Genomic DNA, 14,275 nt, shown 5'->3' with positions numbered 1-14,275 from the left:
GGCCAGGAGTCGGCGAAGCACCGAGGCCCGATCGAGCCCCGGGGTGTCTACGCTGGGTGGTGTTGCAGGGCAGCCGCGCCGCCGGGCCAGAACCGGTGGCCTTACCAGCCGAGGAACCCCGTGAGTGACACCCCATTCGGATTCGGCCTTCCGCCGGAGGAGCCGGAGGACGGCGACGAGGGCAAGAAGAAGGACCAGCAGAGCGGCGGTGATCAGGGACAGGCCAACCCGTTCGGTTTCGGCGGGCTGCCCGGAGGCGGCGGCTTCGGCGGTCCGGGTGCCGACAATCCGCTCGCAGCCATGTTCGGTTCACTGAACCCCACCGATCTCGGCGCCGCGTTCCAGCAGCTGGGCCAGATGCTCTCGTACGAGGGCGGTCCGGTGAACTGGGACATGGCCAAGCAGATCGCCCGCCAGACGGTCTCGGGCGGCACGTCCGACGGCGTCAAGGACGCGAGCATCGGCCCCGCCGAGCGCACCGCTGTCGAGGAGGCGGTCCGTCTGGCCGACCTGTGGCTGGACGACGCGACGTCGCTGCCATCCGGCGCCGGCTCGGCCGTGGCGTGGTCGCGCGCGGAGTGGGTCGAGGCGACGCTGCCCGCGTGGAAGGAGCTCGTCGACCCGGTCGCCGAGCGGGTCGGCGCCGCCATGGGCGATGTCCTGCCGGAGGAGATGCAGGCCATGGCGGGCCCGCTGATCGGCATGATGCGCTCGATGGGCGGCGCGATGTTCGGCTCGCAGATCGGGCAGGCCGTCGGGGTGCTGGCGGGCGAGGTCGTCGGCTCGACCGACATCGGTCTGCCCCTCGGCCCGGCCGGCCGGGCCGCGCTGCTGCCGCTGAACATCGAGTCGTTCGGCAAGGACCTGGGCGTGGCACAGGACGAGGTGCGGCTCTATCTCGCCCTGCGCGAGGCCGCCCACCAGCGGCTCTTCGCCCATGTGCCGTGGCTGCGCTCGCACCTGTTCGGCGCGGTCGACGGCTACGCGCGAGGGATCAAGGTCGACACCGCCAAGCTGGAGGACGTGGTCGGCCAGTTCGATCCGCAGAACCCGGAGCAGCTGCAGGACGCCCTCCAGCAGGGCATGTTCCAGCCGGAGGACACCCCGGAGCAGAAGGCCGCCCTGGCCCGTCTGGAGACGGCCCTCGCCCTCGTCGAGGGCTGGGTGGACGCGGTGGTGCACGCGGCCGCCAAGCCCCGTCTGACGTCCGCGGACGCGCTGCGCGAGACCCTGCGCCGCCGCCGCGCGACGGGCGGTCCCGCGGAGCAGACGTTCGCCACGCTGATCGGTCTGGAGCTGCGCCCGCGCCGGCTGCGTGACGCCTCCCGTCTGTGGGCCTCGCTGACGGACGCGCGCGGGGTGGACGGCCGGGACGGCCTGTGGGCCCACCCGGACATGCTGCCGACGGCCTCCGACCTGGACGACCCGGACGGCTTCGTGCACCGCGAGCAGCTGGACTTCTCCGAGCTGGAGAAGATGCTCGGCGAGGCCGGAAGCGCCGGCCCGGCCGACAGGCCGAACCTGAAGAAGGACGAAGACTCCACGCACGACTCCACCGACGACCCCGAGGGCGACGACACCGAGTGAGCCTGTTCGACGACGCGGTCCTCGTACTCAAGGGCTACGAGGACCAGACCGGCCTGCGGCAGACCTACCTGGACCACCTGGCGGCCCACCCCGACGGCATGTGGAAGGCCTGCGGGGCCGGTCACATCACGGCGAGCGCCCTGGTGATCGACCCCTCGCGCGGCCGTGTGCTGCTCACGCTGCACAAGAAGCTGCGGATGTGGCTTCAGATGGGCGGCCACTGCGAGCCGGCCGACGAGACGCTGGCTGCGGCCGCGCTGCGCGAGGGGACCGAGGAGTCCGGCATCCCGGGGCTGGAGCTGCTGCCCGGCGGTCCGGTGCGCCTGGACCGGCATCTGACACCCTGCGCGTGGCATCTCGACGTCCAGTACGCGGCGCTCGCCCCGTCCGGCGCCGTGGAGGCGATCAGCGACGAGTCCCTCGACCTGCGCTGGTTCGCCTACGACCAGGTGGCGGAGGTGGCGGACGAGTCGGTCGTGCGACTGCTGGAGACGACCCGCGCGCGGCTGTGAACCACGCCGCACGCGTAAGGGGCGGTCACCCGGGTGACCGCCCCTTACGTCTGGCTTCCGGACGTCGCGGGTGCTCAGCTCCAGACGTTGCCCTGGTTCTGGGCCCGGGCCCCGTGCTGGCCCATCCCGTACTGCGCGGCGAGCCCCGAGCCGATCTGCGCGTTCTGCGGCGGCAGCAGTTCGCTGGGCTGCACCAGGGCGAAACCGCTGCCCATGAAGCTGAGCTCCCAGCCCTCACCCGTGTTGCCGCGCCTGCGCCACACCCCGGAGGAGTGCGTCTGGGCCTGCATCTGCACGCGCAGCCCGGTGGACCAGGCGACGATGGCGTCGGCGTCGCAGTTGACGTACCTGTCGGGCGTGACCTGCATCATCAGCGGCGCGCCCGAGGTCATCAGGGCCACCCGGCCGCGGCCGGTGATGTTGAGCTGGTACTTCCCGGAACCGGAGATGCCGTAGAGGCTGTCGACGGCGATGACCTCGTGGTGCAGCGAGGAGTCCATGGCGAGGACGTAGCTGCTGTCGACGGTCAGCCCGTCCTGCTCGACCTCGACGAGGTGGACGTACTGGGCGAGGTTGGCGAGATAGACCGTGCCCTGCCCGTGGCAGCGCATGAGGTCCAGGCCCTCGCCCGTGTAAGCACGCGCGCGTCCCTGCTGGTTGCTCTGGTACTCGGCGTCGAACTCGACGAGGCCCTGGTAGGCGACCATCGTGCCCTTGCGGGCGAGGATGTCGTCGTGGCCCTCCATGACGACGCGGAGCATCTGCTTGTTCTGCAGGCTCCAGCGTTCCTGGGTCTGCGAGTCGTTGTGCGCGAAAAGTGAGCTCTGCATGGCGTTTCTGGCTCCCCCTCAGCCCCGGATCCGGAGGCGGTCGGTGCTGTCCTCGCTGGGCTGGACGACGACGATGCCCTGGCCCGAGAAGGCCATCTGGTAGGCCTCACCGCTGCCCCGGCCGATGAGCGACTGCGCCTTGAAGCTGCGCTTGCCCTTCACCTTGAGGTTCGGGGACCAGGCGACGAGCGCGTCCGGGTCGACATACGTCTCGTCCTCGCCGCCGCCGCAGTCGACGACGATCGGCGTGCCGCGGGAGGTGAGCGCGACCCAGCCCTGCCCGGAGATCTTCGTGTTCCACAACCCCTGCCCCGCGAACTTCGCGAGGCCCTTCACCCGCTCGACGCCCCACGTCAGATGCGCGTCGAAGGCGAGCAGGTTGGTGGCGTTGACGGAGATGCCGTCGCCATTGAGGTTGATCACGACCACGTTCGCGCCGTAGTCGGCGAGGTAGAGCAGTCCGTCCCCGGTGCACTTCATCAGGGGCGCGCCCTCGCCGGTCATCCAGTCGCGGGCGATCTGGCGCACGGCCGGCGGGTTGGGCTCGTACTGGACGAAGCCCTCGTAGGCGACCATAGAGCCCACGCGCGCGAAGAGGTCGTTCCCGGTCTGCATGGCGACCTTCAGCATGTGACTGCCGTGGTTCTCCATACGGGCGGTGACGGGTGCGGGGGCGTAGCCCGCGAGCGGCTGGTTCATGACGGGCTCCCTCAGACCTCGTACGGCTGGACGACGATGAAGTTGCCGGGCGCGCCCCGGAACTGGAGGTTGACGCTCTCCCCGGTGTCGCCCGCGTAGGCGTTGCGGCGCATCCGCACCTGGCTGGAGACGATCACCTGGGCGGCGGCCGACCAGGCGACGACGGCGTTGCAGTCGGCGAACGTGGTGGGGGTGACCGGCAGGACGACGGGCGTGCCGTGCGTCTTGACGACGATCGTGCCGGTGCCCTGGAACTGCATGGTGAACAGCGCGCCACCGGGGATGCCGTGGCCCTCGATGCGGCGTACCTCGTACTGGAGGCTCTCGTCGAAGGCGAGGACGTTCTCGGCGGAGACGCAGATCGCGTCACCCTGGAGTTCGATGGGGTGCAGATGGGTGGAGTTCTCGGCGAGGAACACCTGACCCTGGCCGGTACAGCGCATCAGCTGCATCTCCTGGCCGGTCGCGTTGCCCACGATGCGGCCGGCGAATCCGGCGCCCTTGTAGCCGAAGTCGACCTTGCCCTGGTAGAGCACCATGCTGCCCTGCCGGGCCAGCACGGGCTGGCCGCCGATGCCGAGATCGACACGGATCAGCTTCTTGTTCTGCTGCGTCCAGCGCTGCCCGGTGGGCGTCTCCCTGTACTTCTGCAGCGCGGCGGTGACTCCGGCGCCGCCCTGGGGCGCACCCTGCGGTACGCCGTAGGCCTGCTGGCCCGGAACCTGTCCGAACGGGGGCTGCTGGCCGTAACCGGGCGGCATCGGGGCCTGTGGCGGCATCGGGGCCTGCGGGGGCTGCGGTGCCTGCGGCTGGCCGTAACCGGGCGGCGGCGGGGCGCTGGGCTGGCCGTAGGGCGCGGGGGCCGGGGCCGGCGGCGGCACGGGGGCTCCGCCGGGCGGGGCCATGGGCGCGACGATGGTCGGCGCGGCGTGCACCGAGGGCGCGGGGGCGGGAGTCGGGGCGTGCGGCGGCGCGAAGCCCTGCGCCGCGGGCTGTGGCTGCGGGACGGGAGCAGGCGCGGGTGCGGGGGCGGGCGCCGGCGCGGCGAAGGCGGGCGGGGCGAAGCCGGGGGCCGCACCGGTCTGGGGCTGCTGCGGCTGAGGGGCGGCCGGCGCCTCCTCTTCCGCGACCTCGCCGCCGAAGTTCTTCAGCAGCGCCTCCAGACCGCCGTCGAAGCCCTGTCCGACGGCCGCGAAGCGCCACACGTCCTTCAGGTAGAAGTCGCCCAGCATCACGGCGCGCTCGGTGGAGAACTCCGAGCCGTCGAACGCGTACCGGGCCACCTCCTCGCCGCCCGCGACGATCCGGATGTACCCGGGGTTGATCTGCGACATCTGTCCGGCGCCGTCGATGGTCGCCGTGAAGGACAGCTTCTGGATCTGCGGGGGGATCCGGTCCAGGGTGACGCGGAACGACTCCGTGTCGCCCGCCTGGACGCCCAGGAGCTGGATGGACTCCTCCGGGGACTTCGGCTGGTTGAAGAAGACGAAGTACCGGTCGTCGGAGAGCCGTTCGTCGGCGTCGAGGCCGAAGCAGCTGATGTCGAAGCTCAGGCCGGGGGCGGAGATCTGCACGCCTACGTACAGATCGGTGCCCGCGGTGAGGTCACTGATCCTGGCCTTGTGGCCGCGTTGGAATTCCCTGGCCATGCGTAACGACCGTCCCCCATCCCGAATGCGAGTGCGTCGCGCCAGGCTAACGGCAAACTCCGACAACGGACGATGTCGGTACAGACCCGGTACACAACCGGCGCCCCGGTACGGGACGGCTCACTCCTCGCGCGCGCCGGACACGTGAGGCAGTCGTTCCGCGGCGGCCACACCCTCGAGGTAGCCGCGGGCCCGCTCGGTGCGCGGGTACGCCTCCAGCAGCCGCCAGAAGTCGGGGCCGTGGCCGGGCACGAGCAGATGCGCGAGTTCGTGGGCGAGTACGTAGTCGACGACGTACTCGGGCATGCCCTGCAGCCGGTGCGACAGCCGGATGCTGCCCTCGGCCGGTGTGCAGGAGCCCCAGCGCGTGTTCTGGTTGGTGACCCAGCGCACCGAGGCGGGCCGCGCCCGGCCGCCGAAGTACTGGTCCGACAGCCGCTCGGCGCGCTCGGCCAGCTCGGCGTCGCCGGGCACCCGCCGGCTCTCCTGGGCGGCGAGCTTGTCGAGCATGACGCTCACCCAGCGTTGCTCCTCGGCCTCGGACATCCGGGCGGGGATGAGCACAATGGTGCGATCACCCTCGCGGTACGCGGAGACCGTCCTGCGTCGACGGGCACTCCGGCGGACCTCGATCGGGGTCGCCCCCGAGCCGCTCGGCGGCTGGCTCGTCGTGCTGCGCTGTGGCGTTCCGGCGCGGTGCAGGGGGTCGGCGGGCACGCCCCGACGTTACCCGCTGCACACGGGGGAAGTCCCGACTCCGGGACGGTCGGGTTCCGATCCCGCACCCCCGGTTTGCCTCGTACGACGGATTTGTACGATGAATGCCGCTGCCTGTGGACAACTTTCGGCAGGTCTCGGCGGCGCCGGGCATGCTGGCACTCGTCGGCGGAGCGAGGACGCCCCACGCTCCCGCTCCGCCGGCCCACGGGGAGTTTCCAGACATACGGGGGCCTTTCGATGCATCCGATGGTGAAGCCCGCACTGCGGCGCGGCTGGCGGGACCTGAACACCGTGCAGTTCGGGATGACACCGGCGCACGCGCTGACACTCGGCCCGGTGGACACGGCCACGGGCAGTTTCCTCGACCTGCTGGACGGCACCCGCGGGCTCGCGCTGCTGCGTGAGGAGGGCCGGCGCATGGACCTGCCCGACGGCCATGTGGACCAGCTGGTGGAGCGGCTGGCGCGAGCGGGTCTGCTGGACGACGTGCGCGGCGGCGGACCGGACGCGGCGGCTCTGCGGGAGAAGCGGGAGGTCCTGGACCGGCTCCGACCCGATCTCGCCTCGCTGCAGCTGACCACGTCGGCGCCGGGCGATGCCCTGGGCCGGCTGGCGGCCCGGCGCCGGCAGCGGGTGCAGGTCCGGGGCGCCGGCAGAGTCGGATCGGTGCTGGCCGCGCTGCTGTCCGGCGCAGGGGTCGGCGAGGTGGACGTGCGCGACGGCGGCCTGGTGGAACCGGGGGACGTCGCACCGGGCGGGCTGCCCGCCGAGGCCGTCGGCGAGCGCCGCGACGAGGCCGCCCGCCGGGCCGTGCGCCGGGCCGCCCCGGACCGCCCGCCCCGCGGGAGCACCCGGACCGGGGCCGGGGAGGACCCGCCCGCCTTCTCCCTGGTGATCATCGCCCCACGTGACGACGTGTCCGTGCACGCACCCGCCCCGCCCGCGGCCGACCCGCTGATCGCCTCGGGCACCCCGCACCTGTACGCCGGGGTGGTGGAGGCGACGGGTGTCGTCGGCCCGCTCGTCCTGCCCGGCGAGACGGGCTGCGCGGGCTGTCTGCAACAGGCGCGCACCGACCGGGACGCGACCTGGCCCCGGCTGGTCGCACAGTGGCAGTCGGGGAAGCGGCGCCCGGCCCGGGCCTGCGACCTGACGCTCGCCACGACCGTCGCCGGACTCGCGGCCGCCCATGCCCTGACCTTCCTCGACGGCCGGGTCCCCTCCACCGCCGGAGCCCGCTGGGAGGTCTCCCTGCCCGCTCTCCAATGGCATGCTCGACCGGTCCGGCCGCACTCCGCATGCCCCTGCGGGGCGTCGCCGACAGGTGAGCCGGAGAAAGGTAAGGGGGAACACACACCCGAAGACACGGGATCGCACGAGACAATGGCGGGGCAACTGCATTCGAAGGCATTACGTCGTACGACAGTGACGGCGCGGCAGGCTGGGACTTGGAGGGCGCATGTCTGATCTTCCCCGGAAGGCGGTCACCCGGACCGCCAAGCTCGCCGCGCTGCCCCTCGGCTTCGCAGGCCGGGCGACCTGGGGCCTGGGCAAGCGGATCGTGGGCGAGTCCGCGGAGATCGTCGGCCGTGAGCTGCAACAGCGGACCGCAGAGCAGTTGTTCAAGGTCCTCGGCGAGCTGAAGGGCGGCGCGATGAAGTTCGGGCAGGCCCTGTCCGTCTTCGAATCGGCCCTGCCCGAGGAGGTCGCGGGCCCCTACCGCGCGGCCCTGACGAAGCTCCAGGACGCGGCTCCGCCGATGCCGACCCGCACGGTGCACTCCGTGCTCGCGCAGCGGCTCGGCGAGGACTGGCCGGATCTGTTCCTCGAGTTCGACGACAAACCGGCCGCGGCGGCCTCCATCGGCCAGGTGCACCGCGCGGTGTGGCACGACGGCCGGGAGGTCGCGGTCAAGGTGCAGTATCCGGGAGCAGGCGAGGCGCTGCTCTCCGATCTCACCCAACTCAGCCGCTTCGCCCGCCTGTTGGGACCCCTCATCCCCGGTATGGACGTCAAGCCGCTGATCTCGGAGCTCAGGGACCGGGTCTCCGAGGAGCTGGACTACGGCCTGGAGGCCCAGGCCCAGCAGGCCCACGCGGAGGAGTTCGCGGGCGATCCGGACGTGGTGGTCCCCGCGGTGGTGCACCAGTGCGAACAGGTCCTGGTCACCGAGTGGATCGACGGCGTCCCGCTGTCCGAGGTGATCTCCGACGGCACCCGGGAGCAGCGCGACCGCGCCGGTCAGCTGCTGTCCCGGTTCCTCTTCTCGGGCCCGGCCCGCACCGGCCTGCTGCACGCCGACCCGCACCCCGGCAACTTCCGGCTGCTGCCCGGCGGCCCGGACGGCGAGGACGACTGGCGTCTGGGCGTCCTGGACTTCGGCACGGTCGACCGGCTCGCGGGCGGTCTGCCGCAGCCGATCGGCGAGTCCCTGCGCATGACGCTGGCCGGCGAGGCGGACGCGGTCTACGAACTCCTGTGCACGGAGGGCTTCGTGAAGGAGTCCATCGAACTGGACCCGGACGCGGTCCTCGACTATCTGCTGCCGATCATCGAACCGGCCCAGGCGGAGGAGTTCACCTTCACCCGCGGCTGGATGCGCAGCCAGGCAGCCAGGATCGCCGACCCGCGCTCCCCCGCCCACCAGTTGGGCAAGCAGCTCAACCTGCCGCCGGCCTATCTGCTGATACACCGGGTGACGCTCAGCACGATCGGTGTGCTGTGCCAGCTCGGTGCGACGGTGCGGCTGCGGGACGAACTGGAGGAGTGGCTGCCGGGGTTCGTCCCTGAGGAGGACCTCGCGGAGGAGTCGGTGGCGGAGGCGTGACACGGGCGGTGCCCGGCGGATGCCGGCGCCGCTCACCACCAGTCCGAGTCCAGGCGCCCTTCGATCGCGCGGAGGTTCTCCCGGGAGCAGTCCTCGCAGAAGTGACACCGAACGCCGTTCTCCACGGAGCAGGTCCAGGTGACAGGCGGTGGCCCGTCGGCCGCGACACCGCAGCGAGCGCAGGCCGCCTCGGCGGGCTCCGCCGCGGAGCCCGCCCGGTCGGTGTCCCGGGAGGAGCCGTAAGCACTGGAAGAGCCGGTCACCCTGCGACGATACGCCGCGGGGGCCGGTCCGTTCGGACGGTCCGGCCCCCGCGGGCTGAGTTTTCGCCTCCCCGGCCGGGGAGGCCACCGCTTCCGGTGTACCGGGTTACTGCATCACGGCCATGGCGAGCGCCCGGCGGGCACGCATCGAGGCGCGCTCGGCCCTGCGCTGCATCCGGCGGGCGGCCGCCAGGCGCGCGGCCGGGCGGTGCCGCTCGGCCTCCCGCAGTCGCTCATGCATATGCGCACGAGCCAGGGCTTCTGGAATGAGTTGCATCTCTCGGGTCCTGTTCTGACGCGAGTCGCTCGCGCCGGTGGTGGTGACGTCTTCGATCGCGGAGCCTGCGGGCTCGCTGGTGAATGGCTTCATCGGGGCCTGCTTCTGGGGGTCTTGCGTGAGGGGGCGGTCGATCGTTCCTGCGGTGTTCATGCCGTGACCGGGTTCTTGCGCGGGCGGCCACGCGGCCGCTTCCGGGCGACGACGACACCCTGGACGAACAGCTCGCCACCCCAGACGCCCCAGGGCTCACGCCTCTCCTTGGCGCCGGCGAGGCAGGCCTCGATCAGCGGGCAGGTGCGGCACAGGGACTTGGCGTACTCCACGTCCGCGGGCGACTCGGCGAAGAAGACCTCCGGGTCGTAGGAGCGGCAGGGGACGGGCACGCCGAGGTTCTCGATGGCGTCGTCGAGCGCGGTGAGCGCGGTGAGCGGGGTCAAGGTGGAGTCCTCCGTGAGACCGGGCGGGGGGATCGTTTCGGAAGGCGGTACGGACGGGGCGTGCGCTTCGAGTTGCACGGTTCGTCTTCCTCGTCTGTCGGTCCGGCCCTGTTGGGCCGGGTATCGGCGTTTCTTGTCCCGAGGCCCCTTCGCCCGTCTGTCCCCAGTGCGGGGACAAACAGAAGGGCCGCGGATCCCGGATGGGGTTCCGCGGCCCTGAAGGCGCCGGCCTGATCGACGATCAGACTGGATCACTCCAGGGTTCTGGCCCACGGAAGGCCCACATCAGGTGGTGGTGCGTCGTCTGCTTCCGGACTCCGGCACCGGCCGCCGTAAAGGCATAGGCCTGCGCCTGTGCCCCTACTGCTTCCAGTGCCTTGGTCGGTCGCTCATCGCTCTCGCGGACCGGCAGGCCCGCGGGGGCAAGGGAGGAGGACGCCGACCGGCCGGCACGGATGCCGGACAGACCGGTGCCCAGGGTGGAGGCGCCGAGCATGCACAGGGAGACGATCGAGCGATCGGTCAGTTTGGCGGCATTGATGGAGCTGCTGTTGATGATGATCACTGGAATCGCCTCCTCTCGGCGTCTCGGGGGACCGGGGTTGAGCCCTGTCCGACGGATATGTAAGTAGAGCACGGAAGTAGGGCCTCGGAGAAGGCCGCCGCTTCCGTGTCTAAGAACCTATGGGGATTGCCGGGGCATGCGCAAACTATTTTTTCGACGAGTTCGCGTCCTTGCCCGACTGGTCCCCTTCTGCCTCGTCCGGGAGCCGTTGGCCTGCGCAGATGGCCAGCACATCGGCTCCATAACGGTTGAGCTTGCGTACTCCGACCCCCGGAATCCGCGCGAGCTCCCCGGCCTCGCCGGGGACCGCCTCGGCGATGGCCGTCAGGGTCTTGTCTGTGAAGACGCAGTACGCCGGCTGCCCGCTCCGCCGGGCCTGGACCGCCCGCCACTCCCGCAACCGCTCATAGACCCCCTCGTCCATGTCGGAAGGGCAGTCCTCGCAGCGCATCAGCTTCATCTCACCGGCGTCGGTCAGGGTACGTCCGCAGACCCGGCACCGGGCCGGGGCACGCTGTGTGCGGCGCGGCACGGCCGGGGTGCCCACGGCTGCCGCGCCGAAGCCCCGCTCGACACCTCCTCCGACGGCCCCGCCCCCTCGGGCGGCTCCCGTGCCGGAACCGGGCCGCAGTCCGTCCAGGAAGCGGCTGGGCCGACGGCTGGGACGCCCGCCGGGCGAGCGGGAGAGCGCCCACGAGACATGCAGGCGCTCACGGGCCCGGGTGACGCCGACGTAGAGGAGCCGGCGCTCCTCCTCGACCTGCTCGTCGGTCTTGGCGTACGTGATCGGCATCATGCCCTCGGCGACCCCGACCAGGAAGACGGCGTCCCACTCCAGGCCCTTGGCCGAGTGCAGGGAGGCGAGGGTGACACCCTGCACGGTCGGCGCGTGCTGCGCGTTCGCCCGCTCGTCGAGCTCGGCGACCAGATCGGCGAGGGTGGCACCGGACCTGGCGGCGGCGAAGTCCTGCGCCAGGTTGACCAGCGCGGCCAGCGACTCCCAGCGCTCCCTGACGGCTCCGGAGCCGGCCGGCGGCTGTGGGGTCCAGCCCTCGCCGGAGAGAACGGCACGCACCTGCGAGGGCAGGTCGACGGCGTCTTCCAACAGCGTGTCGTTGCCCCCGAAACGCGCCGCGCCGCGCAGGGCGACGGAGGCCTTGCGCACCTCGGGCCGGTCGAAGAACCGCTCGGCGCCGCGTAGTTGGTAGGGCACGCCGGCGTCGGCGAGCGCCTGTTCGTAGGTCTCGGACTGCGCGTTGGTGCGGAACAGCACGGCGATCTCGGCAGCCGGGACACCGGCTGCGAGGAGCTCCCGGATGCGGCGGGCCGCGCCCTCGGCCTCGGCCGGCTCGTCGGTGTACTCGGTGTAGACGGGCTCGGGCCCCGCCGCGCGCTGCGAGACCAGCTCCAGGCGATGGTCGGCGGCGCGGCCGCGGGCCTGCGAGAGCAGCCCGTTGGCGAGGTGGACGACCTGAGGGGTGGAACGGTAGTCGCGGACGAGCTTGACGACGGTGGCGCCGGGGTGGCGGGTGCGGAAGTCGAGAAGGTGGTCGGGGGTGGCGCCGGTGAAGGAGTAGATCGTCTGGCTGGCGTCGCCGACGACGCACAGGTTGTCCCGGTCGCCGAGCCACAGCTCCAGCAGGCGCTGCTGGAGGGGGCTGACGTCCTGGTACTCGTCGACCACGAAGTGCTGGTACTGGGCGCGGACCTGCTCGGCGATGTCGTGCCGGTCCTGCAGGACGGCGACGGTCAGCAGCAGGACGTCCTCGAAGTCGATGACCCCGCGGTCACGCTTGAGGTCCTCGTAGGCCGCGTAGAGCTGGGCGATCTCAGCGGGGTCACGGGGGGCGTCGCGACCCGCCTTGGCGGCGGCGAGAGCGTAGTCGGCGGGGACGGTCTGGGTGACCTTGGACCATTCGATCTCCGCGGTGGCGTCCCGCAGCTCGCCGCGGTCGAGGCGGATGCGGCAGGCGGCGGCCGCGTCGGCGACGAGCTGGATCTTGCGGTCGATGAGCCGGGGCAGGGAACCACCGATGGCTTTCGGCCAGAAATACTGGAGCTGCCGCAGCGCCGCGGAGTGGAAGGTGCGGGCCTGGACTCCCTGCGCGCCGAGCTGACGCAGCCGGCCGCGCATCTCCCCGGCGGCGCGGTTGGTGAAGGTGACGGCGAGCACGCTGGGCGGCTGCAGGATCCCGGCGCGCACGCCGTAGGCGATGCGGTGGGTGATCGCCCGGGTCTTGCCCGTGCCCGCCCCGGCCAGCACACACACCGGACCGTGCAGCGAGGTGGCCACCTCGCGCTGCTCGGGGTCGAGCCCGTCGAGCACCGCGTCGGCCGAGTCCGGTTCCTGTGGGAAGAGAGAGGAGTGCGTTGCTGCTGTCACACGGCCATGCTGCCAGGTCCGCGGAGAGGGGCGCGCAGGTTGTCCACAGGCGGGACCCCGTGGTCGTACTAATGGGGCGAGCAGCCGCCGTCCGGGAATGGCAGCCCTTTCACGTACGTTCACCCCGTGCGAGCACCCGCCGCCCCCGACCGCCGAAGGAGCACAAAAGACATGCTGGGCACTGTGACGATGTACAGCACCACGTGGTGCGGCTACTGCCAGCGGCTGAAGAAGCAGATGGACCGCGAGGGCATCGCGTACACCGAGATCAACATCGAGCAGGACCCGGCGTCCGCGGCGTTCGTGGAGAAGGCGAACGGCGGAAACCAGACGGTACCGACCGTTCTGTTCGCGGACGGTTCGACGCTGACGAATCCGTCGCTGGCGCAGGTGAAGCAGAAGATCGGCGCGTAGGCGGTTCACGCACGCAGGAAGGGGCGTCCCGGGGTGGGGCGCCCCTTCCTGCGTCGTCAGACGAAGTTGCGTGTCGGCAGCGGCTTGCCGTACCAGAGCTCGATCAGGCGGGCCGCGATCGAGATGCCGTACGGCGGCAGGACCTCGCCGGACTCGAAGGCGGCGCCCAGTTCGTCGCGGGAGAACCAGCGGGCCTCGTGGATCTCGTCGCCGTCGACCTCGATGGTGGTGGAGGTGGCGCGGGCCATGAAGCCCAGCATGAGGCTGGACGGGAACGGCCAGGGCTGGCTGGCGATGTACTCGACCTGGCCGACGCTGACACCGGCCTCCTCGAAGACCTCGCGGCGCACGGCCTGCTCGATGGACTCGCCGGGCTCGACGAAGCCCGCGAGCGTCGAGAAGCGGCCTTCGGGCCAGTGCACCTGCCGGCCGAGCAGGATGCGGTCCTCCTCGTCGGTGACGGCCATGATCACCGCGGGGTCGGTACGCGGGTAGTGCTCGGCGCCGCAGGCGGGGCAGCGGCGGATGTGGCCGGCCGCGGCGATGACCGTGCGCTCGCCGCAGCGGGAGCAGAAACGGTGGGTGCGCTGCCAGTTCTCCAGGCCGACCGCGTGCACCATCAGGCCCACGTCGCGGGGCGACAGCAGCAGCCCGGCCTCGCGCAGTCCGGCCGGGCGCGCGGACTGGTCGATACGGCCGGGCAGGGTGTCCTTCTGGAGGGCGAAGTAGCTGACACCGTCCTCGTCGGTGCCCAGGAAGTAGCGGTGCGCCTCGGTGAGGGGGGCCTCGAAGGAAGGCGTCATCACGAGCTCGGTCCTGCCGTCGGACGTCTCGTCGATGAGGACCTGGCCGCCGGAGACGACGAAACAACGCGTCGTCGGGTGGCTCCACGCCGCGGCGAGCCAGGCCTCGTCGAGCCGGTGGTGGGCGGCCCGGTCGATGCCGCTCGGCGCGGTGAGCGAGATGGGTCGGTCGGCGTTCTGGTCGGTCCAGGTGGTCACGGGTGCTTCCAACTCCCCCGGTGGAACGGTGGTTTCGGCGGGTGGTTCAGCGGGACGTGCGGGAGGGGGCGACCGGGTCCGGTGCGGCGCTGCGGTGCGGTCTTTCCA

The 14,275-nt window shown here is 71.6% G+C and carries 15 protein-coding genes; 5 read left to right on the top strand and 10 right to left on the bottom strand.

The window, feature by feature from the left end; all coding sequences use genetic code 11:
* Positions 1-120: 120 nt before the first annotated feature.
* Entirely contained in the window at positions 121-1,587 is a 1,467-nt protein-coding gene (locus ABT057_RS28795) for a zinc-dependent metalloprotease (protein ID WP_352346516.1), read from the top strand.
* Positions 1,584-2,099 carry an NUDIX hydrolase gene (locus tag ABT057_RS28790; RefSeq protein WP_352346515.1) on the top strand — a complete coding sequence of 172 codons (516 nt, stop codon included), beginning with the start codon at positions 1,584-1,586 and terminating at the stop codon, positions 2,097-2,099. The genes ABT057_RS28795 and ABT057_RS28790 overlap by 4 nt, the downstream gene beginning before the upstream one ends.
* A 74-nt stretch (positions 2,100-2,173) precedes the next feature.
* Here the strand turns inward: ABT057_RS28790 and ABT057_RS28785 are convergent, their stop codons facing one another.
* From ABT057_RS28785 to ABT057_RS28770, 4 genes are all read right to left on the bottom strand, one after another.
* Positions 2,174-2,929, bottom strand: coding sequence for an AIM24 family protein (locus ABT057_RS28785; RefSeq protein ID WP_352346514.1), 756 nt, complete (start codon positions 2,927-2,929; stop codon positions 2,174-2,176).
* Positions 2,930-2,947: 18 nt separating this feature from the next.
* Positions 2,948-3,628 carry an AIM24 family protein gene (locus ABT057_RS28780; protein WP_352346513.1) on the bottom strand — a complete coding sequence of 227 codons (681 nt, stop codon included), beginning with the start codon at positions 3,626-3,628 and terminating at the stop codon, positions 2,948-2,950.
* 11 nt (positions 3,629-3,639) lie between these two features.
* Positions 3,640-5,277 carry a TerD family protein gene (locus tag ABT057_RS28775; RefSeq protein ID WP_352346512.1) on the bottom strand — a complete coding sequence of 546 codons (1,638 nt, stop codon included), beginning with the start codon at positions 5,275-5,277 and terminating at the stop codon, positions 3,640-3,642.
* Between the two features lie 120 nt (positions 5,278-5,397).
* Entirely contained in the window at positions 5,398-5,994 is a 597-nt protein-coding gene (locus tag ABT057_RS28770; protein WP_352346511.1) for a M48 metallopeptidase family protein, read from the bottom strand.
* Positions 5,995-6,234: 240 nt separating this feature from the next.
* Here ABT057_RS28770 and ABT057_RS28765 point away from each other — a divergent pair, with 240 nt between their 5' ends.
* Complete coding sequence (locus ABT057_RS28765) at positions 6,235-7,464, top strand: TOMM precursor leader peptide-binding protein (RefSeq protein ID WP_352346510.1); 1,230 nt, start codon at positions 6,235-6,237, stop codon at positions 7,462-7,464.
* Positions 7,457-8,824 (top strand): ABC1 kinase family protein, encoded by a 1,368-nt coding sequence (locus ABT057_RS28760; protein ID WP_352346509.1) that lies wholly within the window; start codon positions 7,457-7,459, stop codon positions 8,822-8,824. The genes ABT057_RS28765 and ABT057_RS28760 overlap by 8 nt, the downstream gene beginning before the upstream one ends.
* Before the next feature lie 32 nt (positions 8,825-8,856).
* Here ABT057_RS28760 and ABT057_RS28755 read toward each other — a convergent pair whose 3' ends face one another.
* The 5 genes from ABT057_RS28755 to ABT057_RS28735 all read right to left on the bottom strand — a co-directional run bounded on the left by ABT057_RS28755 (position 8,857) and on the right by ABT057_RS28735 (position 12,752).
* Entirely contained in the window at positions 8,857-9,087 is a 231-nt protein-coding gene (locus ABT057_RS28755; RefSeq protein WP_352346508.1) for a hypothetical protein, read from the bottom strand.
* 106 nt (positions 9,088-9,193) lie between these two features.
* On the bottom strand, positions 9,194-9,517 hold the full coding sequence (locus tag ABT057_RS28750; RefSeq protein WP_352346507.1) for a putative WhiB-interacting protein: 324 nt from the start codon (positions 9,515-9,517) through the stop codon (positions 9,194-9,196).
* Positions 9,514-9,882 carry a WhiB family transcriptional regulator gene (locus tag ABT057_RS28745; RefSeq protein WP_019072119.1) on the bottom strand — a complete coding sequence of 123 codons (369 nt, stop codon included), beginning with the start codon at positions 9,880-9,882 and terminating at the stop codon, positions 9,514-9,516. The genes ABT057_RS28750 and ABT057_RS28745 overlap by 4 nt, the downstream gene beginning before the upstream one ends.
* Before the next feature lie 163 nt (positions 9,883-10,045).
* A complete protein-coding gene (locus ABT057_RS28740) occupies positions 10,046-10,369 on the bottom strand; it encodes a hypothetical protein (protein WP_352346506.1) in 324 nt (107 codons plus the stop codon).
* A gap of 145 nt (positions 10,370-10,514) precedes the next feature.
* A complete protein-coding gene (locus tag ABT057_RS28735) occupies positions 10,515-12,752 on the bottom strand; it encodes an ATP-dependent DNA helicase UvrD2 (RefSeq protein ID WP_352346505.1) in 2,238 nt (745 codons plus the stop codon).
* A 171-nt stretch (positions 12,753-12,923) separates the two neighbouring features.
* Here ABT057_RS28735 and ABT057_RS28730 point away from each other — a divergent pair, with 171 nt between their 5' ends.
* Positions 12,924-13,166: a mycoredoxin gene (locus tag ABT057_RS28730; RefSeq protein WP_352346504.1), complete on the top strand. Its 243-nt coding sequence runs from the start codon at positions 12,924-12,926 to the stop codon at positions 13,164-13,166.
* Positions 13,167-13,222: 56 nt separating this feature from the next.
* Here ABT057_RS28730 and nudC read toward each other — a convergent pair whose 3' ends face one another.
* Positions 13,223-14,167, bottom strand: a complete 945-nt coding sequence (gene nudC, locus ABT057_RS28725) for an NAD(+) diphosphatase (protein WP_352346503.1) — start codon at positions 14,165-14,167, stop codon at positions 13,223-13,225.
* Positions 14,168-14,275 lie beyond the last annotated feature (108 nt).

The organism is Streptomyces sp. NPDC002588 (assembly GCF_040295925.1).
Classification (GTDB): Bacteria; Actinomycetota; Actinomycetes; order Streptomycetales; family Streptomycetaceae; genus Streptomyces.
Note: the sequence above shows the minus strand (reverse complement) of the source record. Positions and strands in the feature narration are given on the sequence as shown.

Excerpts from the sequence above, each read along its gene's own strand:
- ABT057_RS28785 (WP_352346514.1), bottom strand. The coding sequence starts at position 2,929 with ATGCAGAGCTCACTTTTCGCGCACAACGACTCGCAGACCCAGGAACGC.
- ABT057_RS28780 (WP_352346513.1), bottom strand. The coding sequence starts at position 3,628 with ATGAACCAGCCGCTCGCGGGCTACGCCCCCGCACCCGTCACCGCCCGT.
- ABT057_RS28775 (WP_352346512.1), bottom strand. The coding sequence starts at position 5,277 with ATGGCCAGGGAATTCCAACGCGGCCACAAGGCCAGGATCAGTGACCTC.
- ABT057_RS28765 (WP_352346510.1), top strand. The coding sequence starts at position 6,235 with ATGCATCCGATGGTGAAGCCCGCACTGCGGCGCGGCTGGCGGGACCTG.
- ABT057_RS28760 (WP_352346509.1), top strand. The coding sequence starts at position 7,457 with ATGTCTGATCTTCCCCGGAAGGCGGTCACCCGGACCGCCAAGCTCGCC.
- ABT057_RS28750 (WP_352346507.1), bottom strand. The coding sequence starts at position 9,517 with ATGAACACCGCAGGAACGATCGACCGCCCCCTCACGCAAGACCCCCAG.
- ABT057_RS28730 (WP_352346504.1), top strand. The coding sequence starts at position 12,924 with ATGCTGGGCACTGTGACGATGTACAGCACCACGTGGTGCGGCTACTGC.